At 30.0% G+C, this 25,114-nt stretch carries 21 protein-coding genes and 1 rRNA gene; 12 read left to right on the top strand and 10 right to left on the bottom strand.

Annotated features, from left to right (window positions below):
- The first annotated feature begins 134 nt into the window (after positions 1-134).
- The 5 genes from I0K12_RS20020 (at position 135) to I0K12_RS20000 (ending at position 5,568) form a co-directional block, all read left to right on the top strand.
- Positions 135-2,516 (top strand): ribonucleoside-diphosphate reductase subunit alpha, encoded by a 2,382-nt coding sequence (locus I0K12_RS20020; RefSeq protein ID WP_196889957.1) that lies wholly within the window; start codon positions 135-137, stop codon positions 2,514-2,516.
- 202 nt (positions 2,517-2,718) lie between these two features.
- A complete protein-coding gene (locus tag I0K12_RS20015) occupies positions 2,719-3,300 on the top strand; it encodes a hypothetical protein (protein ID WP_196889955.1) in 582 nt (193 codons plus the stop codon).
- A gap of 296 nt (positions 3,301-3,596) precedes the next feature.
- Positions 3,597-4,736, top strand: coding sequence for an ATP-binding protein (locus tag I0K12_RS20010; RefSeq protein WP_196889954.1), 1,140 nt, complete (start codon positions 3,597-3,599; stop codon positions 4,734-4,736).
- Positions 4,737-4,778: 42 nt separating this feature from the next.
- On the top strand, positions 4,779-5,129 hold the full coding sequence (locus I0K12_RS20005; protein WP_196889953.1) for an arsenate reductase family protein: 351 nt from the start codon (positions 4,779-4,781) through the stop codon (positions 5,127-5,129).
- Between the two features lie 142 nt (positions 5,130-5,271).
- Entirely contained in the window at positions 5,272-5,568 is a 297-nt protein-coding gene (locus I0K12_RS20000; protein WP_196889952.1) for a thioredoxin family protein, read from the top strand.
- 51 nt (positions 5,569-5,619) lie between these two features.
- Here I0K12_RS20000 and I0K12_RS19995 read toward each other — a convergent pair whose 3' ends face one another.
- From I0K12_RS19995 to I0K12_RS19985, 3 genes are all read right to left on the bottom strand, one after another.
- Positions 5,620-7,164, bottom strand: coding sequence for an aldehyde dehydrogenase family protein (locus tag I0K12_RS19995; RefSeq protein ID WP_196889951.1), 1,545 nt, complete (start codon positions 7,162-7,164; stop codon positions 5,620-5,622).
- Positions 7,165-7,287: 123 nt separating this feature from the next.
- Entirely contained in the window at positions 7,288-7,947 is a 660-nt protein-coding gene (locus tag I0K12_RS19990; protein WP_196889950.1) for a LysE family translocator, read from the bottom strand.
- A gap of 111 nt (positions 7,948-8,058) precedes the next feature.
- Positions 8,059-9,114: a ferredoxin--NADP reductase gene (locus I0K12_RS19985; RefSeq protein ID WP_196889949.1), complete on the bottom strand. Its 1,056-nt coding sequence runs from the start codon at positions 9,112-9,114 to the stop codon at positions 8,059-8,061.
- 170 nt (positions 9,115-9,284) lie between these two features.
- On the opposite strand from I0K12_RS19985, the gene I0K12_RS19980 reads away from it, so the two are divergent.
- From I0K12_RS19980 to I0K12_RS19960, 5 genes are all read left to right on the top strand, one after another.
- On the top strand, positions 9,285-10,202 hold the full coding sequence (locus I0K12_RS19980; RefSeq protein WP_196889948.1) for a helix-turn-helix domain-containing protein: 918 nt from the start codon (positions 9,285-9,287) through the stop codon (positions 10,200-10,202).
- 70 nt (positions 10,203-10,272) lie between these two features.
- Complete coding sequence (locus tag I0K12_RS19975) at positions 10,273-10,734, top strand: hypothetical protein (RefSeq protein ID WP_196889947.1); 462 nt, start codon at positions 10,273-10,275, stop codon at positions 10,732-10,734.
- 2 nt (positions 10,735-10,736) lie between these two features.
- Positions 10,737-11,036 carry a DUF3817 domain-containing protein gene (locus tag I0K12_RS19970; protein WP_196889946.1) on the top strand — a complete coding sequence of 100 codons (300 nt, stop codon included), beginning with the start codon at positions 10,737-10,739 and terminating at the stop codon, positions 11,034-11,036.
- 383 nt (positions 11,037-11,419) lie between these two features.
- On the top strand, positions 11,420-12,265 hold the full coding sequence (locus tag I0K12_RS19965) for a GyrI-like domain-containing protein (protein ID WP_196889945.1): 846 nt from the start codon (positions 11,420-11,422) through the stop codon (positions 12,263-12,265).
- Positions 12,266-12,267: 2 nt separating this feature from the next.
- A complete protein-coding gene (locus I0K12_RS19960; protein WP_196889944.1) occupies positions 12,268-13,260 on the top strand; it encodes a BtrH N-terminal domain-containing protein in 993 nt (330 codons plus the stop codon).
- A 39-nt stretch (positions 13,261-13,299) separates the two neighbouring features.
- On the opposite strand, the gene I0K12_RS19955 is transcribed toward I0K12_RS19960, so the two are convergent.
- A complete protein-coding gene (locus tag I0K12_RS19955; protein ID WP_196889943.1) occupies positions 13,300-14,118 on the bottom strand; it encodes a hypothetical protein in 819 nt (272 codons plus the stop codon).
- Positions 14,119-14,400: 282 nt separating this feature from the next.
- On the opposite strand from I0K12_RS19955, the gene I0K12_RS19950 reads away from it, so the two are divergent.
- Positions 14,401-15,717 carry an ATP-dependent RecD-like DNA helicase gene (locus tag I0K12_RS19950; protein WP_196889942.1) on the top strand — a complete coding sequence of 439 codons (1,317 nt, stop codon included), beginning with the start codon at positions 14,401-14,403 and terminating at the stop codon, positions 15,715-15,717.
- Positions 15,718-15,952: 235 nt separating this feature from the next.
- Here the strand turns inward: I0K12_RS19950 and aspS are convergent, their stop codons facing one another.
- Positions 15,953-17,713 carry an aspartate--tRNA ligase gene (aspS, locus tag I0K12_RS19945; protein ID WP_196889941.1) on the bottom strand — a complete coding sequence of 587 codons (1,761 nt, stop codon included), beginning with the start codon at positions 17,711-17,713 and terminating at the stop codon, positions 15,953-15,955.
- Between the two features lie 145 nt (positions 17,714-17,858).
- On the opposite strand from aspS, the gene I0K12_RS19940 reads away from it, so the two are divergent.
- Positions 17,859-18,728, top strand: a complete 870-nt coding sequence (locus tag I0K12_RS19940; RefSeq protein ID WP_196889940.1) for a hypothetical protein — start codon at positions 17,859-17,861, stop codon at positions 18,726-18,728.
- A gap of 43 nt (positions 18,729-18,771) precedes the next feature.
- Here the strand turns inward: I0K12_RS19940 and I0K12_RS19935 are convergent, their stop codons facing one another.
- The 5 genes from I0K12_RS19935 to rrf form a co-directional block, all read right to left on the bottom strand.
- Positions 18,772-19,632 carry a DNA-binding domain-containing protein gene (locus I0K12_RS19935; RefSeq protein WP_196889939.1) on the bottom strand — a complete coding sequence of 287 codons (861 nt, stop codon included), beginning with the start codon at positions 19,630-19,632 and terminating at the stop codon, positions 18,772-18,774.
- Positions 19,629-20,537 carry a DUF692 domain-containing protein gene (locus I0K12_RS19930; protein WP_196889938.1) on the bottom strand — a complete coding sequence of 303 codons (909 nt, stop codon included), beginning with the start codon at positions 20,535-20,537 and terminating at the stop codon, positions 19,629-19,631. The genes I0K12_RS19935 and I0K12_RS19930 overlap by 4 nt, the downstream gene beginning before the upstream one ends.
- Positions 20,538-20,542: 5 nt before the next feature.
- Entirely contained in the window at positions 20,543-22,843 is a 2,301-nt protein-coding gene (locus I0K12_RS19925) for a ferritin-like domain-containing protein (RefSeq protein ID WP_196889937.1), read from the bottom strand.
- Between the two features lie 36 nt (positions 22,844-22,879).
- Positions 22,880-24,193 (bottom strand): phosphatidylserine decarboxylase family protein, encoded by a 1,314-nt coding sequence (locus I0K12_RS19920; protein WP_196889936.1) that lies wholly within the window; start codon positions 24,191-24,193, stop codon positions 22,880-22,882.
- Between the two features lie 837 nt (positions 24,194-25,030).
- Positions 25,031-25,114, bottom strand: a 5S ribosomal RNA gene (gene rrf, locus I0K12_RS19915); the annotation flags it as partial.

Raw genomic sequence — 25,114 nt, 5'->3', positions numbered from 1 at the left:
AAAAAACATAAAAATTTAACAATACACTATTGTGTAACAGCAATAGCTATGCTTTGTATTCTAACAATACAAACAAGAATTGTACGCCCTTTTGGCAAGATATCTGTGTGTAAAATACTTAAATCTAAAAAATTATGTACGTAGTAAAAAGAGATGGCAGAAAAGAGCCCGTAATGTTCGATAAAATTACCGCAAGAATCCGTAAAATGTGTTACGGACTAAATCAACTTGTTGATCCTGTAAAGGTTGCAATGCGTGTAATTGAAGGTTTATACGATGGAGTATTAACAACTGAGTTGGATAATTTAGCTGCAGAAGTAGCAGCGACAATGACAACTACGCACCCTGACTATGCAAAATTAGCAGCGAGAATTGCTGTTTCTAATCTACATAGAAATACAAAGAAATCTTTCTCGGAAACGATGACAGATTTATACAATTACGTAAATCCACGTACAGAGCAAGAATCACCTTTATTAGCAGATGATATTTATGAAATTATCATGGAAAATGCTGCTACTTTAGATTCTACAATTATCTATAATAGAGATTTCGGATATGATTATTTTGGATTTAAAACTTTAGAACGCTCTTACTTATTAAAGATAAACGGAGAAATCGCTGAAAGACCTCAACATATGCTTATGCGTGTTGCTATCGGAATTCATAAAGAAGATATCGAAGCAGCTATCGAAACTTATGAGTTGATGTCTAAAAAGTATTTCACACATGCTACACCTACTCTTTTTAACTCTGGTACACCAAAACCTCAAATGTCTTCTTGTTTCTTATTACAAATGCAAGATGATAGTATTGAAGGGATTTACGATACATTAAAACAAACTGCAAATATTTCTCAATCTGCTGGAGGAATTGGTCTTTCTATTCATAATGTTAGAGCTACTGGTTCTTACATTAGAGGAACAAACGGAACTTCAAATGGAATTGTTCCAATGCTTCGTGTATTCAATGATACAGCAAGATATGTAGACCAAGGTGGTGGAAAACGTAAAGGTTCTTTCGCTGTTTACTTAGAACCTTGGCATGCAGATATTTTTGAGTTTTTAGATTTAAAGAAAAACCATGGTAAAGAAGAAATGAGAGCTAGAGATTTATTCTATGCTATGTGGATTTCTGATTTATTCATGAAACGTGTGGAAGAAGATGGAGAGTGGACTTTAATGTGTCCTAATGAGTGTCCAAACTTATATGATGTACACGGAGAAGAATTTGAAGCTCTTTATACAAAATACGAACAACAAGGAAAAGGAAGAAGAGTAATCAAGGCAAGAGAACTTTGGGAAAAAATCTTAGAGTCTCAAATTGAAACTGGAACTCCTTATATGTTGTACAAAGATGCAGCTAATAGAAAATCAAACCAAAACAATTTAGGTACTATCCGATCTTCAAACTTATGTACGGAGATTATGGAATATACTGCAAAAGACGAAGTAGCGGTTTGTAATCTTGCATCTTTAGCTTTACCAATGTATGTAGAAGAAGATGAGCATGGAGTAAAATTCTTCAATCACCAGAAATTATATGATGTAACTAGAAAAGTTACTAAAAACTTAGATACTGTAATTGACAGAAATTACTATCCTGTAAAAGAAGCGGAAAACTCTAACTTCAGACACCGTCCTGTAGGACTTGGTGTTCAAGGTTTGGCAGATGCATTCATCATGCTACGTCTTCCTTTTACTAGCGAAGAAGCTAAAAAATTAAACCAAGAAATCTTCGAAACTATTTATTTCGCAGCAGTTACTTCTTCTATGGAGTTGGCTAAAGATAAAGGAGCTTATTCTACTTATGAAGGTTCTCCAATGTCTAGAGGAGAATTCCAATTTAATATGTGGAATATTTCTGAAGAAGAATTGAGCGGAAGATGGGATTGGAAAGCATTAAGAAAAAATGTTTTAGACAATGGTGTAAGAAACTCTCTGTTAGTTGCGCCAATGCCAACAGCGTCTACTTCTCAAATTCTTGGGAACAATGAGGCTTTCGAACCTTATACTTCAAACATTTATACAAGAAGAGTTCTTTCAGGAGAATTTATTATTGTAAACAAACATTTACTAGAAGACTTAGTAGAATTAGATCTTTGGAATGACGAAATGCGTGAGGAAATCATGCGTGCAAATGGATCTATCCAACATATAGATATTATTCCAAAGCCACTAAAAGAATTATATAAAACTGTTTGGGAAATGAGTATGCGTGATATTATCGATATGGCTCGCCATAGAGGTTATTTCATCGATCAATCTCAATCTTTAAACTTATTTATGGAAAACCCTGATTATGGTAAACTGACATCTATGCACTTCTACGCGTGGAAATCAGGACTAAAAACAGGTATGTACTATTTAAGAACGAAAAGTGCTGTAAACGCGATTAAGTTCACGCTTAAGAACGAGAAAAAGCAAGAGGACGAACCTCTATCTCCACAGGAATTAAAAGCAATGATTGAGCAATCTAAAAATGATGCTGATGACTGCGTAATGTGTGGATCTTAATTATGTTTGAATAGTTTATTTATTTATTTTTAAAAAAACCAGGGAGTTGCTGCTCTGGTTTTTTTATGCAATAACTTTACCTAAACTTCACATTCCTAACATTTTAACTACATTTTCATAACAAACCAATTTCTTTTTCACAAGTATAAGTTACTAACTTTAAGATAGTTAATCATTAATAATCAAAAAGTTAAACAATCACATGGAAAATTTTAAAGAAAAAACAGGTTTAGTTTCAGAAAAAGAACTATTAGTTGGAGGATGGTCATCTTTTGAGCCTTTAACAGAAGAAGACAAAGAAATTTTTAACGAAGTAATGAAAAACTATGTTGGTGTAGATTATGTGCCATTCGAAGTTTCAAAGCAAATCGTTAATGGAACAAACTACAGATTCCGTTGTAAAGCAAAAGGAGTTTATCCTGGAGCAACTGAGGAATTATGTATCGTAGAGATTTACAAGCCAATCAAGGGTGAACCAAGATTAGTAAGCATCAAAAATGTAGATTCTTATTCAGAGCAAAACACAGAATTATTAGGAGGATGGTCTCCATACGAGCCATTGACAGCAGAAAGCAAATTTGTTTTTGCAGAAGCTACAGAAAGAATCGAAGGAGTAGTTTACACTCCTTTTAAAGTTTCTACACAAGTTGTTGCTGGAATGAACTACAGATTCCGTTGCGAAGCTCAAATCGTATATCCTGGAGCAAAACCTTATTTAGTAATCATGCAAGTATTCAAACCATTACACGGTAAAGCTGTAATTACTAGCATCGAAAAAATCTAATTCTTACTACAATTTTTCTTTGAGTTTGTTTAAAATTGTATCATAATTTATTTTATAGCTTATTAAATTGCGATTTTGAAGACATTTTTGGAGTGCATAGCATTGCTATGGACGAGAAAAAAGACAAAAAATAGTTTTTAAGAAGTGTATAAAATTTTTTGATATGAATTTAAACAAGCTCTTTTAATCTGGAATGAGTCATCTTGTTCCAGATTTTTTTGTTTAAAAATTGATAAATCGTGTAGATGTTTTTAACTTAGGGAAGTAATTTCCGAACGCATTTAAACTATTTAGCTATGATTAATAAGCGATTATTAATAAAAACTTTACTGAAATATACAGACGAAAATAGTTTTTATGACAAAAAAGAAAAATTGAATCTAGACAATCGAGTTGGAAAAGCACGATTTTTAAAACATATTTGCTCTCTTTCTAATTCCAATCCTCGAAATAATTCTTTTATTGTTGTAGGTGTTACAGATCAAGAAAACATGCTAAAAGGTGTTGATTTTTTTGATGATAGTAAAATTCAAAATCTTGTAAATGCTTATCTGGAAAATCCACCTTTGATTCAATATGAAAATGTCTATTTTTCTATACTTCCAAAACATAAAGTAATTGGACTCGTAACGATTCGCTCGCAAGAAAACACGACTTATTTCAAAAGAAGTATTTGGAAATATCCTTCTGGAACGATGTTTTATAGAATTGGTAGTAATTCTACAATGTCTCAGACAGAGAAAAACATCAGTAATCAAAATCATAAAATTGTTGAAGAAATAGAAAAAGCTGCTCGAAATAATATTGAACATATTCTGGATAATGTTTTCAGTTTTTTCAATCAACATAGCGAAGAATTTAATCCACAATACAAAGTTTTTAAAGAGCAATTTATCATTTGTTGGGCTGGTAAAAAAAATACTATTAATGATGAAGAATTTTATTCTAGAGTAAATATTGAATTGATCAATGAGCAAGTTCGTTTGTTTTATTCCTCTCTAGATTTGGTGACATTTTCAATAGGAAAAGAAGTTTTTATCATCACTGAACATATTAATTTAGGTTTAAAAGATGATTTAAAATATTATCCTCTAGAAAAAACGATTTTGCATTTTAAAGACAATGGAAAATTAAAAATAGCCAAAGAAGTTTTATTCGAACCACCAATTTATGACAAGCATCTTCTACATCATATTTACAACAATAATAATTCGATTTTACAAAAGCTACAGAAGAAAACAAAACTGACAAATCTTGAGCAAAAAGACTTGGAAAAATTCCCGATTACTTACACGATCTGTGCTCTGAATAATTTTTTGAATGCAAAAACAAAACTTGAAGCTTCCAAAGAATATTTGAAAAACTTGGATAATAAAATCCCTTACATTCAGTTTAAAGAAGCAAAGCGATTATTTCGAAAGCTAAAATATGCGTAGTTTTGAGTTTTAAATTACGAACATATTTAAACAAAAAATATTATGAGCAAACAGGTTTTCTATCTTAAAACATGTGATACTTGCAGAAGAATTTTGAAAGAAGTTGATACAACTGGTTTTGAATTATTCGAAATAAAATCGACGCCAATCACAGAAGCACAATTGGAAAATATGCGTTCTCTTACAGATTCTTACGAAAGCTTATTCAACAAAAGAGCAAAGAAATATACTGCAGAGAAAATGAAAGAACAAAATCTAACAGAAGAAGACTTTAAAAATTTGATTTTGGAAGAATATACATTCTTAAAAAGACCTGTTTTTATCGTTGATGATAAAATATTTATTGGGAATAGCAAGAAGAATATCGAAGCGCTAAAAGATTATTTAAAATAAACGCTCACAGACTCTCAAAAAAACAGAACATTCTGATTATCAACATTTAATAATAAATTTTTATAAAAAAGATAACATATAATTATTATTTTTAGAGTAATTTAAGCGTTTCCTATCGGAGGATAGACAAAAACAGTAAGTCATGACAAAATTCGGAGAATTAATTAACTCTAAAAAACCGATTCTTTTAGATTTTTATAAAGAAAATGGTAATTATATCGAGAATCAGGAAGATATCTTAAGAGATGTTGCTGCTGCTTTAGGTGATAGAGCGAAAGTGGTTAAAATTGATATTGAAAAAAATCAGGTTTTAACAGATGCTTTACGAATTAAAGGTTATCCTACTTATATTATTTATGTAAAAGGAGAAATGAAATGGCGACAGTCTGGCGAACAAAATGCAAATACTTTAATTAGTCTAGTCAAAATATATTCATAAAAAAAGGCTGAGTTTAAATACTCAGCCTTTTCTATTTTATTTAAAAATCTATTATAAATCGAATTTGATTCCTTGTGCTAAAGGTAATTCTGTTGTATAATTGATAGTGTTTGTTTGTCTTCTCATGTAAACTTTCCAAGCATCAGATCCAGACTCACGTCCTCCACCAGTTTCTTTTTCACCTCCAAAGGCTCCACCGATTTCAGCTCCAGAAGTTCCGATGTTTACGTTTGCAATACCACAATCAGATCCAGCAGCAGATAAGAATCTTTCTGCTTCTCTTAAATTGTTAGTCATAATCGCAGAAGAAAGACCTTGAGCAACTCCGTTTTGTAACTCAATTGCATTTTCTACATCTCCAGAATACTTCATTAAGTATAAGATTGGAGCAAAAGTTTCGTGTTGAACGATTTCGAAGTGATTTTCAGCTTCAGCGATTGCTGGCTTCACGTAACATCCACTTTCGTATCCTTCTCCTTCTAAAACTCCTCCTTCAACTAAGATGTTTCCACCTTCTTCCACAACTTTAGTTAAAGCATCTTGATACATTTTTACAGCATCTGTATCGATAAGTGGCCCAACGTGGTTATTTTCATCTAATGGGTTTCCGATACGTAATTGTTTGTAAGCATCAACAACAGCTTCTTTTACTTTGTCATACATTGAATCATGGATGATTAATCTACGAGTAGAAGTACAACGTTGTCCTGCAGTTCCTACAGCTCCGAATACAGCTCCGATTACAGTCATCTTCACATCAGCATCTGGAGTAACGATAATAGCATTGTTTCCTCCTAATTCTAATAAAGATTTACCTAATCTTCCTGCAACAGCTTGTGCAACGATTTTACCCATTCTTGTAGAACCAGTAGCAGAAACTAAAGGAACTCTCTTATCCGCTGTCATGTATTCACCAACTTTGTAATCTCCGTTTACTAAACAAGAAATTCCTTCTGGTAAATCATTTTCTTTTAATACGTCAGCGATGATATTTTGACAAGCAACTCCACATAATGGCGCTTTTTCAGATGGTTTCCATACACAAACGTCTCCACAAATCCATGCTAAAGCAGTATTCCAAGCCCAAACAGCAACTGGGAAGTTGAATGCAGAAATGATTCCTACAACTCCAAGTGGGTGATATTGCTCATACATTCTGTGTCCTGGACGCTCAGAGTGCATTGTTAGTCCATGTAATTGACGAGAAAGACCAACTGCGAAATCACAGATATCGATCATTTCTTGTACTTCTCCTAAACCTTCTTGTAAAGATTTACCCATTTCGTAAGAAACTAACTCTCCAAGAGGTTGTTTTAATTCACGTAATTTTTCTCCAAATTGGCGAACGATTTCTCCTCTTTGTGGTGCTGGCATTGTACGGAAAGTTTTGAAAGCAGAAGTCGCTGATTCCATTACTTTTTCGTAATCTTCTTTTGTCGCAGAAGTTACTTTTCCGATTAATTGTCCATCTACTGGTGAGTAAGAAGCGAATTCTTCACCACCTCCAAAGTTCTCAGAACCTGTAGATACACCGTGATTTAATTCTTTAAGACCTAGTTTATTTAATGTTTCTTTAATATTGTCTGTAGTCTTCATTATGAATTGTGTTATTTATAATTGAGGCTAAATTACAAATTATTTAGCTTTAAAAATTCAATATTTTTTAGTGTTTTAGTCGAAAGTATTATTAGTTTTTAAAACTTTCTGATAAATTCATTTTTATTCAATTCCAAGGTCTTTATTTGGTATAAATCCTTTAATTAATAAAAGAATTCCGCAAATCATTATGATTATAGCAACTGCGTGTTTTATTTTTAAAATAACTTTTGGTGTTAATTTTTTCTGAAGTTGTTTTGCCAGAAATATTTTTCCTAAATCTGTCAAGAAATAACTCAAAATAATTACTGCAAAAAAATTGAAGATTCGTTTAGAATCAAAATCTAATTGCGGGCCGATTCCAATTAAAATCAACAACCAAAAACCTAAAACTCCAATATTGATAAAATTTAGAAAAAATCCTTTGATGAAGAGTTTTCCATAAGTACTTTTTTTAGAAATCGTCTTTTTATCAACGTTTTCAATAGCATTCTCTTTTTCTTTCTTTTTTTGAATATAAGAAATCAAACCATAAGAAAACAAAACTGCTCCACCGAAAAAATATAATCTCGGATCATCTTTTATTTGTTCTAAAAGCTGTTGACTTCCAAAATAAGCAACCAAAATGAAAAAAATATCTCCAAAAATTACTCCCAAATCAAAAGCAATAGCAGCTCTTGCTCCTTTGATAATACTTGTTTGAAGTAACATGAAAAATACTGGCCCAATCATAAACGAAAGACCAAATCCAATTGGTATTGCTTTTAAAATGTCATTTAGCATAAAATGTATTATGTATAATTATTGATAAAATACAAATTCCATGTGAAACCTATTCTTTTCGGGGTTAAACATGGAATTCATAATTAATATTTTATTTTGATTTACAACATTTTAAACGTCGTCAAAATCAACTTTAATCTTATCTGTTACAGCATGTGCTTGACAAGTTAAAATATATCCTTCCTCGATTTCAGAATCTGTAAGAATTTGATTATTATCCATCACAGCTTTTCCTTCTGTAACTTTTGCAATACAAGAACTACAAATTCCACCTTGACAAGAATAAGGAGCATCTAAATCCGCATCTAACATAGCGTTTAATAAAATCTCCTTTTTAGAAACTTCGATAGTTGTTTCTTCGTCATCTAAAAGTACTGTTGCTAAAGTGTTTCCATCTAAACTCTTTGCAGCTTCACTTCCTGTAGATTCTGCAGCTGAGAATAATTCGTAGTGGATTTTTCCAGCTTCAACTTCGTTTTCTTTTAAAGTTTCTGTTACTGCATTAATCATCGCTTCTGGTCCACATAAATAGTGTCCATCAAAAGAAATGTTTCTGTGTTTGTTCTTAACAACTAAATTCGTAACCGATTTATCGATTCTTCCAAATAATGCTCCATCATGTAATTTCTTACTAAAAACATATTGAATCTCTAATTGCTTAGGGAATTCAGCAACTAAAGTATCAAGTTCATCCTTAAAAATAGTATCCTCAACAGATTTATTTCCATAAACAAGAACGAATTTACTACTCATTTCTTGCTTTAATACAGACTTGATCATCGACATAATTGGCGTAATTCCACTTCCTGCAGCAAAAGCGATATAATTTTTAGCATTTGCAGCATTTGTTTCTAAAACGAATTTTCCTTCTGGCGGAGCAACTTCTAAAGAATCTCCTTCTTTTAATACAGAAACTGCGAAGTTTGAAAACAAACCTTTTTCTACTGCTTTTATAGCAACTCTCAATTCTGTACAAGAAGATGAAGAACAAATTGAGTAAGCTCTTCTTACCTCTTCTCCATTAATCTCAGTTTTTAAAGTTACATATTGCCCTGGAATGAAGCTAAAAACAGAAGCCAAATCCGTTGGTACAGTAAATGCAATGGAAACAGCTTTTTCTGTTTCGTGCTTTATTTCTTTTATTTTAAGTGTATGAAATTTTGACATGCTAAATTTTTAAGGTAACCACAAAATTACGAAACTGTTAAAAAATCTACACTAAATTTTGGACTAAAAAAATGATAAAGAATGAAAATACTTTTAATTTTAGTTAATTCTTCTTAGAAGAATGTCTTTTTATTTAATTTTAGCTTTTCAGTACTTTAAACTATTACAAATTGAGCTCATTAATCAAACAGTTTGACAACAATCAATTTTTAAAAAAAAATCTAAATTCTTCAGGTAGTATCAGTCAATCTATCAGAAATGATTATGGACTTTTTTTTATGTTGAAATTAGAGGATTTATTAAAACAGTTAAAAACAAATATTTCACCTACAAGAGATAATAATACACATACAATCCTTTTTTTAACTTCAGGAAAACTAAATGTAAATATAGCTTTTCATTCTTTAATTCTTAAAAAAAATGATTTCCTAATTATCCCTGCTGGACAAGTTGTTAGTTATAACTCAAAAAATAATTGTACAGGATTTATCTGTAATTTTCATATTGATTTTTTATATGGTAAAATTGGTAGTTTTGATTTAAAAAGAGATTTTCGTTTTTTAAATATATTGAACAATCCAATCATCCAGCCTGATAAAGAAAGTTTTAAATATTTAAACCAATTATTTGATAGAATTTTTCATGAATATTCTTTAAATACTTGTAAAAATAGTATGCTTTTAAAATCATATTTAATCGCTAGTTTATCAGAATTAAACCAAGTTTATAAAAAATTATTTATCGATGTTAAAAACGATAGACCACTTGAATTAACTAATAAATTTAAGGAGTTATTAATTCAAAATTTTAAAGATAATCATTCAACAAAAGATTATGCATATTTATTAAATGTAAGTGTTAATCATTTAAATAAATGTGTAAAAAGCGTAACTGGAAAATCAACCTCTTCTTGGATCAATGAGATATTAATTCTTGAATCTAAAATTTTACTTTCACAAACAAATGATCCTATTTCACAAATTGCATTTGACTTAGGTTTTGAAGACCCTTCTTATTTCAGTCGATTTTTTAAAAAACATGAAAAAACAACTCCATTAGAATTTAGAAAAATGATTGAATTATCCTAAATATTGCATTAATTATCCAGAGTATTTTGATTTGCTTTGATTGATCTTTGCAACATTAAAAACACAAAAAATGAGTATTTTATTATTTCTTCATTCTATCAACAGATGGCTTGTATTGCTCTTTTTGTTGATTTCAATTTATTTATCATTATCTGGATATTTTAAAAAACGTAATTTTAATAAAACAGATAATTTATTTAGACATTGGACTGCTACAGTTACGCATATACAGCTAATTCTGGGTATTATTCTTTATGTAAAAAACCCTCTTATTTTAAATTTTTGGAAAAATAACTCTGAAATAAATAGCTCTTACAACTTTTCTTTTTTTGCTATTTATCATAGTCTTTTCATGTTTTTAGCAATTATTTTTATTTCAATAGGTTCTGCTAAAGCAAAAAGACAACTAGAAAATATACAAAAATTCAAAACTATGCTTATATGGTTTTCAATATCTATTATCATCATAATAGCAGCAATTCCTTGGCCATTTTACAAATCAATTGGTAGAGTACTTTTTAGAACAATATAATTATGACAAATCTATTACAATCAGAAATCGGTAGGTTAAGATTACTTGCCTTTCTAGAAGGTACTTCTTTAGTTTTTCTTCTATTCATTGCAGTTCCATTAAAATATTATTTTGAAAAAGATATAGTAAAATTTATAGGTCCTGCACATGGAATCCTATTTATTTTATATGTAATTAAAGTTATACAATTTGGAATAGAAAACAATTGGAAGTTCACAAAAATAACTTGGAAAGTATTAATTGCTTGCGTTATTCCTTTTGGAACTTTTTATATCGATTACCAAGTTTTAAAAAAATATTAAGATTATGGTTTATGTATTTAAAACGAATGTTTACACTTCATATGAAGTTAATCTTCTTAAACCAAAATTGAATTTTTTATTTCCTAATATAAAATGGATTTTCGATCTTGAAGATTGTGATAAAATTTTGAGAATTGAAAGTTCAGAAAATATAGTAAACGATATTATTTCTTTACTGAATAAAAATAACTTTATATGCAGTGAATTAGAATAACTAATTCTTCTATTTTCATCAATTAAAATGTAGATAATTTTCTTATCACATTTTAATTGATTTTTCTATTTTCTAAAATATTTTTGAAATAGCAATCTAGGAAAAGTCTAATTTTTGACTTCAAAATATCTTTGCATTAAATGTAAATCAAGAAAAATAGTTCTTCAAAATGAATAAAGTTGATTATATAAAAAAAGTAAATATTGTTATCAATTACATTGAAGAACATTTGGATGAAAATTTAAGTTTGGAAAAACTTGCTGAAAAATCAAACCTTTCTAAATTTCATTTTCATAGAATTCTAAAAGCAATTTTAGGAGAAAATATTGGAGAATTTATCACTAGATTACGAGTAGAAAAAGCTGCAAATTTACTTCGATATTCTCAGAAAAATATTTCAGAAATTGCTTATGAAGTTGGTTTTGAAACTCCTTCTGGTTTAAGTAAAAGATTTAAAAAATTTTATTCTTTTAGCCCAAAAGAATATCGTGAAAATAAAAATATAGAAATTCAACATAAGACTAAAAAAACAAATACGGATTATAATAATTCGATCAAAATTGTTGAAATTCAATCTAAAAAAATAGCTTTTATACGATTACACGGATCTTTAAAAGAAATGAAATATAGTGAAACAAGAGAAAAACTAAGAAATCTTTTAGAGAAAAATAAAATCGATTTATCAAAATCAGAAAGAATCGGAATATACTATGATAACCCAAACATTACTGAAGCTAAAAATTGCAGGTATGATGTAGCTTTTTCTATTAATGAAGAAATTAAAAACTCTAAAAATTTTGAAATAAAAGAAATCAAAAGTGGAAAATATGCGGTTTTTACACATTTTGGAGCTTTACAAAAATTAGAATTCTTACATGATTTTATTTATGAAAAATGGCTTTTTGAAACTGAATTTGAATTGAGAAATATACCAACTTTTGAAGTTTATTTAAAAGATCCACGATTTACAAAAGACGAAGATTTAATAACAGAATTATATATTCCAATACGATAAAAATGAAATTAAAAATTAAAGCTTTTGAAGGTCAACATTGCGAAACTACAGCTACAGGAACTCTTTTAAATCAATTAGGAATCGAACTTTCTGAACCAATGTTATTTGGTCTTGGTGAAGGTTTTGCATATGGTTTTATGAATTTTAAAGGAATGGATTTTCCTTTTATGGGTGGAAGAATTCGAAGTGATTATATCACAAAAAATCTTTGTAAAAACTTAAATCTTGATTTAGAAATAAAAGAAACAACTTCTATCAAAAAAGCTTGGAAAAATATTGAAATAGCATTAGAAAAAGGAAAAGCTGTAGGTTTAAAACTAGATTGCTATCATTTAGATTATTTCACTAAAAAAATTCATTTCGCAGCACATTATGTGGCCATGTATGGTCACGATGAAAAAGATGCTTTTCTAGTAGATACAATGCGTCAAGGTGGAAGTTCTGTAAAAACTTCTTTGAAAAATTTGGAATTAGCAAGGAACGAAAGAGGACCTTTATCTTCAAAAAACTTAAGTTATACAATTGAAAAAAAAGGAAAAATTCCAGAAATAAAAGCTATTATTAATGAAGCTGTTTTGAGAAATGCAGAGGATTATTTGAATCCTCCTATCAGAAATTTTGGTTATAAAGGAATTTTCAAAACAAGTGTTGAAGTCAAAAAATGGTTTGATAGAACAAAAAATATTGAATCTGATTTTGAAACTTCTGCAATGATTATGGAAAATGCTGGAACTGGTGGTTCACTTTTCAGAAATATATATCGAGATTTCCTGAAAGAAGCTCATAATATCACTGGAAATAAAAGCTATTTGGAAGCTTCAAATTCTTTTAAAGAAATTGCAGTTTTATGGAAAAATGTCTCGGATTTATTTTTAAAAATTTCAAAAACAAAAGATAGAAAATTTGTTGAAGAAGTTTCAGATTTATTTCTAGAAATTGGACAAAAAGAGCAACAAACAATGGAAAAATTATTTCAAAATTTATCTAATAACTAATAAAAAAGCTGAATTTAAATAATTCAGCTTTTAATATTTTTATTTCTTAAAATCCCAAGAATCTGCATACATTCCATAAACATAAGGAAACTCATTTTCGAAAACATATTTCTCGTTTTTCCCTTCAGAATTTACATGATATACATAAGTTCTAACTCCCTCTTTTTTCAACTCTAAAAGATATTTTGCTTTTTTAAGAACTTTTTTTCTAGAAATTGCAATCGTTTCTATTTTATGCTCTTGCACGTATTCTAAAATATTACCGAATCCAATATCATAAATTGCACTTTGAGAAATCATCACAATTTTTGGATCAATTTGAATTGCTTCCTCTATCGCTTCCTCTGTAAACAACTCCATTTTCAATCTTGAATTATCAATAAACTTAGAAGTAAACTCTTTTGGAGAATTAATTTTATCTGTAACCAATATTGCATCCGAATGTTCTTCAAACCATTTATTAACATCTTGCATATTCATTGGTGTATATTTATCAAAAATCAATTCACTCTGAAATTGTTCTAAAGTTGGAGGAATATCTCCTGTAAAACCTGTTTTTTCTTTCCAAGAATCCCAATCATGTGCAGCAACAATTTTATCATCCGAAGTTTTAAGAAAATCTATTTCGAATAATTTAAATCCTTTTTCATAAGAATAATTTAAAGCTTCTAATGAATTAGTGTATAAATGACCATCAATCATACCTCCAGCGTGCGCTATAAATCTATTCACATTATGATAATCTGACTTATCTTCTTCTGGTGGTGGCGGCACTTCTTCATTACAATTTGTAAGTAATAATAAAGAACCAATTAAAAATAGTTGCTTTATTCTTGTATTTTCTAGTATTTTTTGCATGGGACAAATATCGTTTTTTTTGAATACTTTTTAAGTTTTGAATAAAATATTTTAAGAGCCTGTTTAAAATTGTATCAGAATTTATTTTATAGATTATTAAAATGCTATTTTGAAGTATTTTTGGGAATGCATAGCATCGCTATGGGTGAGAAAAAATACAAAAAAGAGCTTTTAAGAAGCATATAAATTGTTTTGATATAAATTTAAACAGACTCTAAGACAATATTATTTTCAATAAACTGATTTAAAGTCTACATTCGTAGCTCAATCTAAACATCCGTTATGGAAGCAGCATTTACATTTTCAGAAGATAAAAAAGAAATTATCGATTTGGTTGAAAACACCGATAAACACTTATTTATTACAGGAAAAGCAGGAACAGGAAAATCAACTTTGCTAAAATATATTTGTGAAAGAAATAAAGATATTGTTGTGCTTGCTCCAACAGGAATTGCTGCAATTAATGTAAATGGAGATACGATTCATTCATTTTTTCGTTTAAAACCAGGTTATGAATTAGACGAAGCTAAAAATGTTCGTGTAAATCGTTTTTTGATTGAAAAACTGAAAGCTGTAGATACGATTTTGATTGACGAAATTTCAATGGTTCGAGCTGATATTTTGGATGCAATTGATGTTTTATTACGAAAAGCCAGAAGATCTCAAGCTGATTTTGGCGGAGTTCGTATGTTGTTTTTTGGTGATTTGTTTCAACTTCCTCCTGTGGTAAATGAAGAAACAGAATCGAATTATTTTCAAAAATATGACTCACCCTATTTCTTTTCCGCACATGTTTTTCAACAAAAAGATTTGTTTACACCAGCTTTTCAACTTGAAATTAAAGAACTGAATAAAGTTTTCCGTCAAACAGATTTAGATTTTATTGAAGTTTTAAATAAAATTCGTTTAGGAGAAATTACTAATTCCGATTTGGATTTTATGAACCAAAGAGTTCAGAAAAATTTTATTCCAAATTCAGACAAACCTTATATTCATTTGGTATCCACAAACCAAATTGCAAATTCGATTAATAATAAAAAATTGAATGAAATTTCGGATACTCTTATTCAGTATAAAGCAACCAAACATGGAGAAATTGGCAGCTTACAACCTAACAATCCCTTGATATTACTGAAAGTAGGTGCGCAAGTAATGTTTATTCAAAATGATGTGAAGAAACGTTGGGTAAATGGAACTATTGGAATTATTACTAAACATGAAGTTATTTTTGATAAAGAAGAAGAAGAATATTTAGATGTTGTTTTTGTGAAATTAGAAAATGGAAAAGAAGTAGAAGTTCGACCATTTACTTGGGAAATTTCGAAATATACTTTTGAAAACGGAAGGTTTCAACGAATCAATTTGGGATATTATACACAAATTCCTCTAAAACTCGCTTGGGCAGTAACGATTCATAAAAGTCAAGGAAAAAGTTTCCAGAATGCAATTATCGATCTTGGAAGTGGAAGTTTTGCACACGGACAAACTTATGTCGCTCTAAGTCGTTGTAGAAGTTTTGAAGGTTTAGTTTTAAAACAAGAAATCCAACACTCAGATATTATTGTAGATGAAATAGTAGTAGATTTTTTAAATCACTAAAAGGAAATTATAGAAAACAATTTCTTTAATAATTAAATTTTGGGCGTTCCCTTCGGTCGGGCTTTCCGCACTCGCTTTTTTTGGCTAAAAAAGCCAAAAAAGAGCTCAGACAATTGCTACAATCCCTAACGCAGATCTGTTTTCAAAAGAAAAATTTCAAACAAAATAAAAGTTCTTCATAAAAAAAGCCCAAATGCAAAACATTTGGGCTTTCTAATATTTTTATAGAATAAAATTAAGCTTCTTCTTTCTTTACTAAAGCAATGTTAAGCTCATTTAATTGTTCTTGATCTACAAAATCAGGAGCATCAATCATTACATCTCTTCCTGAGTTATTTTTTGGGAATGCAATGAAATCTCTAATTGTTTCTTGTCCTCCTAAAATTGCAACTAATCTATCCAATCCGAAAGCTAAACCTCCGTGTGGTGGCGCTCCATATTTGAATGCGTTCATTAAGAATCCGAATTGCTTTTCAGCTTCTTCTTTCGTGAATCCTAAATAATCAAACATTAATTGTTGTGTTTCCTTATCAAAAATACGAATAGATCCTCCACCGATTTCGTTTCCGTTTAAAACTAAATCATAAGCATTAGCTCTTACTTTTCCTGGCTCTGTAGGAAGTAAGTGCATATCTTCTGGTTTTGGAGAAGTAAATGGGTGGTGCATTGCGTGGTAACGCTCTGTTTCTTCATCCCATTCTAAAAGAGGGAAATCAATTACCCAAAGAGGAGCAAACTCATCAGATTTACGTAAACCTAAAGTTTCTGCCATCTCCATACGTAAAGCACTCATTTGCGAGCGTACTTTGTTTGTTTCTCCAGTTAAAACTAAGATTAAATCTCCAGGTTTAGCTCCTGTAGCATCTGCCCAAAGTTTTAAATCTTCTTGTCCAAAGAATTTATCTACTGAAGATTTGAAAGTTCCATCTTCTTGGTATTTTGCAAAAATTAATCCGCTAGCTCCAATTTGTGGACGCTTCACCCATTTGATTAATTTATCTGTTTGCTTTCTTGAATAATCTGCACATCCTGGAACCGCAATACCAAGAACTAATTCTTGACTATCAAAAACAGCGAAACCTTTATTTTGAGCAACTTCATTTAACTCAGCAAACTCCATCCCAAAACGAATATCTGGTTTGTCATTTCCATAAGTTTTCATTGCGTGCTCATAAGTCATTCTTGGGAATTTATCAATTTCAACACCTTTAACTTCTTTTAATAAGTGACGTGTTAATCCCTCGAAAGTATTCATGATATCTTCTTGCTCTACGAAAGCCATTTCACAGTCAATTTGTGTAAACTCTGGCTGTCTGTCTGCACGAAGATCTTCATCTCTAAAACATTTTACAATCTGGAAATATTTATCCATTCCACCAACCATCAATAATTGTTTGAAAGTTTGTGGCGATTGTGGTAATGCATAAAATTGTCCTTCATTCATACGAGAAGGTACAACGAAATCTCTTGCTCCTTCTGGAGTTGATTTGATTAAATATGGAGTTTCCACTTCAATAAATCCATCACCAGATAAGAAATTACGAACTTCTTGTGTAACTTTAGATCTGAAAATTAAGTTGTTTTTTACAGGATTACGACGAATATCTAAATAACGATATTTCATACGAAGATCTTCCCCACCATCTGTTTCATCTTCAATAGTAAAAGGAGGTGTTTCAGCTGCATTTAAAATCGTTAAATCTTTCACTAAAATCTCCACATCTCCAGTATCCAAGTTTGGATTTTTAGAAACACGTTCGATTACATCTCCAGTAATTTGAATTACGAACTCACGTCCTAGTGATTTCATTTTTTCAATAGTTTCTGGATTCGATTCCTCAGTATTTACCATTAATTGAGTAACTCCGTAACGATCACGAAGATCTACCCATATCATAAAACCTTTATTTCTTATTTTCTGTACCCATCCGGCCAAAGTTACTTCTTGACCAACATTTGACATACGTAATTCTCCGCAGGAATGACTTCTATACATTATAATTATCTATTTTGGTATGCAAATTTAAACAAATAGAATTTAGTTAATGTATTTTTAGGTAATGATTTGAAAATTCTATTTTTAGTTTTTGTAAAACCTTTCTTTTATATCTATTTTGAAAAATATTTATTAAAAAGTCATCATGAAAAAAATCTTATTAACAATACTAACTTCAACGCTGTTTTTTGCATGTTCTTCTGACGAATCTTCAGAAAACACTAGCGTTTATGAACCGAAGCTAATCATAAAACTAAAAGTTGATTCTGAACAAATCAGGTTAGGAAACACTGGAGAACCAGAAGAAATTCCTGAAAATCATGCAGCTCAAAATCCAAATTTCAATAAAATTTCAGCACATTATTTAGAATTTTCATCTGATAAATTTACAGCACTTGGTAGTGGAGAAATATTGTTTCATGCACCAGAAACAACACAAGGAGGAGAAAATGCAATAGATTTCAATAAAAGTAATGTAATTTCTCCCAATGAAACTTTTCTTGAAATTCCACTAAAATCAATTTCTGAAGGAAATTATAATTGGGTACGACTTTCTGTTTCTTATCAAAATTATGATATAAATTTTCAATATAACAACCAACAATACCAGGCTACACTTGCAAGTTTTGTTGGATACAATACATTTATCGAATCTTTTTTAGTCAAAAATGAAACCCTTGAAATCAATGAAAATAAAAAACAAGGATTCTTTGCTTTTGAAACAATTAATGGAGTACAAACAGGACAAGCTCCCGAAAATGCAACAACAGTTCCAAATCCACTTTTCGAAACTTCGCCAATTCCACAAGGATCATGCGTTGTTACAGGAAATTTTGGAAATACATTAGAAATTAATGGAAACGAAACTGAAGATATCATCATAGAGCTTTTTCTTTCTACAAACAAAAGTTTCGAATGGATCGATATCAATAATAATGGTCAATGGGATGTAGATATTGAAGGAGAAAAAGTAGTAAATATGGGACTTCGTGGTTTGATACCAATTGTGAAATAAAAATTTAGGGTTTTCTTTATATAATTTGAAAACCCTTTTTATTTTACCAAATACAATTATTTTCTTTCATCAAAAGATACCAATTTAAAAATTCAGAATCTATTTCTTCTTTTCTTTTAGAAAACTGAATAAACGTTTCTTGTTTTATTGTATTAATAGTCTTTTCTACCTTCAAATTTGACAAGATATAATATTGCCAATCTTTAATTTCTGTGATTTTTTCTTGATAATTTTTTCTTGAAATAACTAAATATGTTTTTTGCTTATTTGGTAGAGAATTTGAAACATTCATTCTTACATTTTTATTTATTTTATGAATCGGATATTCAAATTCTAATAACTCAATATTTCTTATTCTTTCTATGAAATTATTTTCAGAAATCAAATTAAATAAATATTGAAAATGAATATCAGATTTTTCTCCTTCATTCCCTTTTGAATAGATAACTTTTAACTTTGTTTCTTCGTATTTAGTAATTTCAATTGGTAAATCAATTAAAGTTTGGTTTAATTTTCTATCTAAATTCTTAGGTTTCGTTTTATCAAAAAAAATTGAAAAAGAAGCTCCAAGCTCAGTTAAACTCCATGAAGTTGAAGGTAAAGTTACAATATAAGCTTTAGCAAACATTTCAAACATAGATTCACCCAAAAAAGATAACAACATAGGAAATTGAGATTTTAAACATTCTACAAGTCTTAAAACATATCCGGTAGCATAAACATTTAATCTTTTAAGTGATGGAAACTTTTCTGTTTCTTTTATTAATTCATTCAATGGAATATCTAATTTCTCATTCGCTGTTTCAATTTTCTCAATCAAATCTCCTCTAGAAATCAATACAGTTTGCATCCATTCTTGAATTATTTCTAATTTTAATACTTCTTCTTTATAATTGTTTATCATAAATCAATTGGATTTGAAATAATATGTTGAAACGATTCTTTTTGAATTTCTTCGCTAGGAATTATTCCGCTCAAAACATTTTTAGCCTTATGAAGTTCTTTTACTAAATCAGGAAAATCAGGAATATTTGCATCCCATTCTAAAAGTGTTGAAACCCCTCCTGTTAATTCTTGAGCTAATTTATACAACTCCCAAACTTTTGAAGGTACTGGCTTATCATGAGTATCTACAAGATAATTTCCACAATCAGTTGGTCCAGCAATATGAATTTGTACAATATTCTGATGTGGTAAATTTTGAATATAATTTTTCGCATCAAACTCATGATTTGTTGCAGAAACAAAAACATTATTTACATCTAATAATAAACCACAATTTGTATTAGAAACCATTTCACTTAAAAAATCCCATTCAGAAATAGTCGAACTATGATATTGTAAATAAGTAGAAGGATTTTCAATAATTATAGGTTGTTCTAAAAAATCTTGGACAATATTTATTCGATTTGAAACGTGTTTTAATGATTCTTCATTTAAAGGTAAAGGTAGCAAATCATGAGTATTTTGATTTGCGAACCCAGTCCAACACAAATGATCTGAAATCCAAGAAGGTTCTATAAAATCTGATAATTCTTTTAGTTTTTTTAAATATTCAAAGTTTAAATCATCTTTCGAACCTAAATTCATAGAAACTCCATGCATTACAATAGGTTTTTGCTCTCGTACTTTTTTTAAAACATGACGAGCATAGCCAAAATTATCCATAAAATTTTCACTAATGATTTCAAACCAATCCACCAAAAGTTCATTATTCTTCATTAAATAAGGAAAATGCTTGGAACGTAAACCAACGCCTAGGCCTAAATTTGGTAGACCTAGACGTTTATTTGAATTTATTGTATTCATATTTTTTATGTTGAAGGTGGTAATGCCATTCGTATTGCATCATTGAAATTATTTGGATCATTCTTAAATACCATTTTTTCTGGTTTTAATGATCCTGAAACTAAAATAGAATCCTTATCATCTGAGTTTTCAAATTTTTGCTCTGTGATAGAATTAAAATTATGCAACTCTTTATTTGCAAAAGAATATGCTTTCCAAGCAATATCATAGACCTTGTCTCCTTCTTTAAATTCTAAAAATGCAGGTTTCCCTTCTATTTCCATAGGAATATTCTCATATCTATTTCCATCCCATTTAAAATTAAACAGCTGCATTACTTCTTCGGTATTTTTTTCAAATACCTTTTTAGGATATAATTGAGAAGCAGAAATTGGAACAGCACAACCTCCTAACATTCCACATTTATTATTTGCTGGAGAACTTACTTGATGATAAGCATCCTTATCGCTTACATTTCCACCACAACTTCCTCCACCAGAAACTGGCTGAACAAATCCACAACCTCCTTGTGCTCTACAACTATTTGAACCCTTACAACTATGAAAAACAGCTGGATCAGGTAAAGTATTTGTAGTGAGTACTGATTCATTTCTTTGAGGATAAGTCATTCCTTGACAAGCATTGAATAGGTTATTATGAGTATCTATACTACCAATACCTTTAGTTAAATCTGGGATTTTACCTGTTGAAGCCCAACAAATAGAAATTCGATCACCAGATCCTCCCATTGCAGGTGATGGAAATTCTCCATTAGGATTACTCCAATATTCATTTAAAGCCATTGTAAGACCTTTCAGAGTTCCAACTGCAGATTGACTAAATAATTCATATGTATTTTCTATATTTTCAGGTTTAGCTAAAGTATTTAATGAATCTGCTATTTGAGCGCCACTAGGAATTGATTTTGAATATTTACTTAATCTATTTTCATTTGGTACAAGCATTTCTGCTTTCCATGGATTCGCTCCATTTTTCTCATGCCAATCAATCCAAGTTGTATAAGGATCTTCTTCTTTAGAGTTTACTATAATCCCCAAACATTCCGTGAATATCTCAAAGTGATCTTGCGCTCCATTTTCAAATCTAGCATATGCATTTCCTGAATATTTAATTTCTTTCCCTTCATCATCATATCCAACATAATCCTTTTCCAAACCTTCTTTACTAGGTCTATATGGTTCAGCTACTCTAGATAATTTAAGTCGTTCATTAAATTTTATTGCCCATTCTTCATTTTTAAACGTCTCTAATATTTCTTTAACTACACCTTCTCCACCTTCTCCTTGACTTGTAATTGCGTTTATCATATTCATAAATTTGAATTTGATATCGTTCAAGTTTGGATAAAGATCTATATCACCATCAACATTTGGATATTCTTCTCTTGGATGTCCATCATCTATTCTATTGAAATAATTCTTTTGATTTCCTTTCCCTAAAAGTAATTCAAGTAAAGAAGTACCATCTTCATATACTATTTCTAAATAAGTCCAATAATTTAGATACATACTACCAATAGAACCAAACATAGGAAGATCTGCTTCTGTATATCCTTCTTGCCACCAATCATACGGAGCATGTTCAAAATATTTTGGTCTATTATTTAATTCTGGTTTTAAATAAGGAGGTTCCCAATATTCTTTTTTAATAATCTTTTTAGCATTGTCTTCAGTTTCCTCAATAATCATAAAAAGTAAAGCTTGCTCTTTTGTCATTGCATTTAAGTTTACTTCCATATTTTGCAGGTTCTGTCCAGGGAATATTTTTTCAAAATATTCTTTCACCTTCGGGTTGATTTCATTCAAATCATCGACACAATCTTTAAAATCTAAAATATGAGGAATTGTTGTTACCTTTCTTGCACCATTTGGCATACCATAGCAAATCCATCCATTTTCAGAATTTTGTAATAATGGACTTGTAAAAGTTGGTGTAAAACCAAGTTTACTAGACATATTTGATGCTAATTGTAAATGCAACATCTCTTCAATAAATACGCTAAATACTTTATTGAAAACAGTTTCATTTTTGGTCAACTCATCTGACTCATTCAATTTTGGAGTAGCTGCTGCTCCAGGCCACCATCGTCCTTGATATAATGTACTATCTTTACTCGTAATTTGATGCATTCCTTGAATAGAATACAATGCTGTCATATATAGTGGAATTGTAAATAATTCAACATTTATTGCAGCCTGTGCTATTGATTGAATACATGAAATATCTGCTTGTTTGTATTTCGGATCTCTTTGTTTAATTCCTTTGAGATCAATTACAGTTTTGTAAAGCTTATCTTTAGCTATCATCGTAAATTGTTTTTGGTTAGTTTAATTTGGTTATTTTTATTTTTTGATATTTGCTATTGCAATCTGAGCTTTCACTCTTACAAATGGGCCATCATCTGAATCCGTTTCTTTATCTGGATTAACTACAGTAAATTGTTTTATAGCATCTTTTTCAAAAATCAAGCACATACTAGACCCTCCATAACTAAACCTTCCTAATTCTTGACCTTTTTCTACATAATCACCTAATTTATTTTCAAAAGAAATAGAAGATATTTCTGTAATTCCAATTGGCATAACACACACTTTTCCAATTTTATCATTTTCAATAATAACAATTCCTCTTGTATTAACATTAGCCTCATAACCTTGAGATTCTGTTCCAGCAGAAGGATCAAATCCTTCAGATTGAAGTTCACTAAACATGAATGCATTTACAATTCTTTGTTCTATAATTTTCCCTGAAACTGGTGCAGTCCATCGATGATAATCATGTCCACTAAGAAAAGTTTGTAAAACATCACCTCCCATAAAATCATCAGTAAACTTACTCCCATCCAACATTTGTTTTAAAGAATAAGGTTGCCCTTTTGAATCTATATCCGCTTCATCTTGTACATTTCTCTTTAATCGATAAACAGTACCATCATTAGAAGAAACAACAACAGATTCGTTCCCAATTCCATCCATAGGTCTACAAATTGGAATTATCTGACGATGAAAAAAATCATTAAAAGATTTAAACCCCCAATGTTTAGGATCCAACATTTGTTGTGAATTAGTAACAAATTGAGTTAAGTTATTCTGAATAACAGATGGTGGAGAAAGCCAGCCTCTAGATTTTGTAGTAATAACAGAAAGTGATTGTGGAGAATCTAAAAATTCACACCAAGATTGAAGTACTAACCTCAATCCATCATTAAATGTTTCATTTCTAAAAACATCCCATCCAGCCTCAGTTGCCATCATATATACAAATAATCCCGACATTGGAAATGCAGAATGCGGTACATCCTGATCAAACTCAGGTGCATGTGTTATAATATAATTTAAAGAAGTCATTAAAGTTTCTAAATTATCTACAGGATAAGATACATTAGGCTCATACTGTTGATGTATTGCAACACCTTGCTTAAGCATTAATTTTACAGCTGCTTCCAATTTAGAGTCAGAAGTAATCATCTTATAAAATTTATCTACAGCAGGCATAAACTGAAAATCATTCTGTTTCTCCTTTTCTAAAGAAGCCTTTTTTACAATATCATTTATCCAACTACCTATATGATCTAAATCTTTAGGCAAATGACCTGCAATAGTTCCCAAGCTATTTTTATGAATAGCCAAAGCTTTTTGTTTTAAAGCTGTTTCCATAATTATTTATATTGAAATTTAAAATTATTAGCTAATTGATATTCCAAAATAAATAGGTGACTGTGGGGTCGAACTAAACAACTATTTTAAAGTAGATTGAATTTAATATTAAACAAACGGAATACATAAAAAAGGTAAGAAAAAAACTTTTATAAAAAATTTGTTCTATATAGGCCGAAATATTCATTCATTAATAAATATTTCATAATTTGTAAGTTAACTCTTTTTAATTTTAAGCTATCATAAATAAAATTTGGGCGTTTCCCTCCGGGTCGGGCTTTCCGTTATATCTTTTTTGCTAAAAGCAACAGGCTGAAAAAGCAAAAAAGGATGCCACTACAATCCCTAACGCAAAAACAAACAAAACCCTCACATTTCTTCCAAACAGCTCTAAAAACTGTTAAAACAATCAAATTAAGCAACTATAACCACATCCCATTAGATTAAGAACATTCTCTATTGATTCTCCGAAGGTAGAATCATCATGTTCTACTACGATTTATCAATTTTAAATTTTCGCTAGCGCGAGTTCGTAACTCCTGATCACACAAATAACAGAAAAAACAGAAGTATTCTACAAAAGGTTACTTATAAAACAAAAAAGAAAAGAAATAAAATGAAAATAAGAAAAAGGAATAAACCCTAAAAACAAAAAAAGTCCCAACGGGACAACATAAACAAGCATAGTGTACAACACTATGAACTCTCAAAATCAGAACAAAAAAAGTCCCAACGGGACGATATAAACAAGCATAGTGTACAACACTATGAACTTTCCTTTGAGGAAAGTTTAGAGCAAAAAAAAATCCTGATTCAAAAAAAGAATCAGGATTCAAAGAAAGGCGATGACATACTCTCCCACCAAAGGCAGTACCATCTGCGCTGGTAGGCTTAACTTCTCTGTTCGGGATGGAAAGAGGT

It is taken from the genome of Aureivirga sp. CE67, assembly GCF_015767245.1.
Taxonomy (GTDB): Bacteria; Bacteroidota; Bacteroidia; order Flavobacteriales; family Flavobacteriaceae; genus Aureivirga.
Note: the sequence above shows the minus strand (reverse complement) of the source record. Positions and strands in the feature narration are given on the sequence as shown.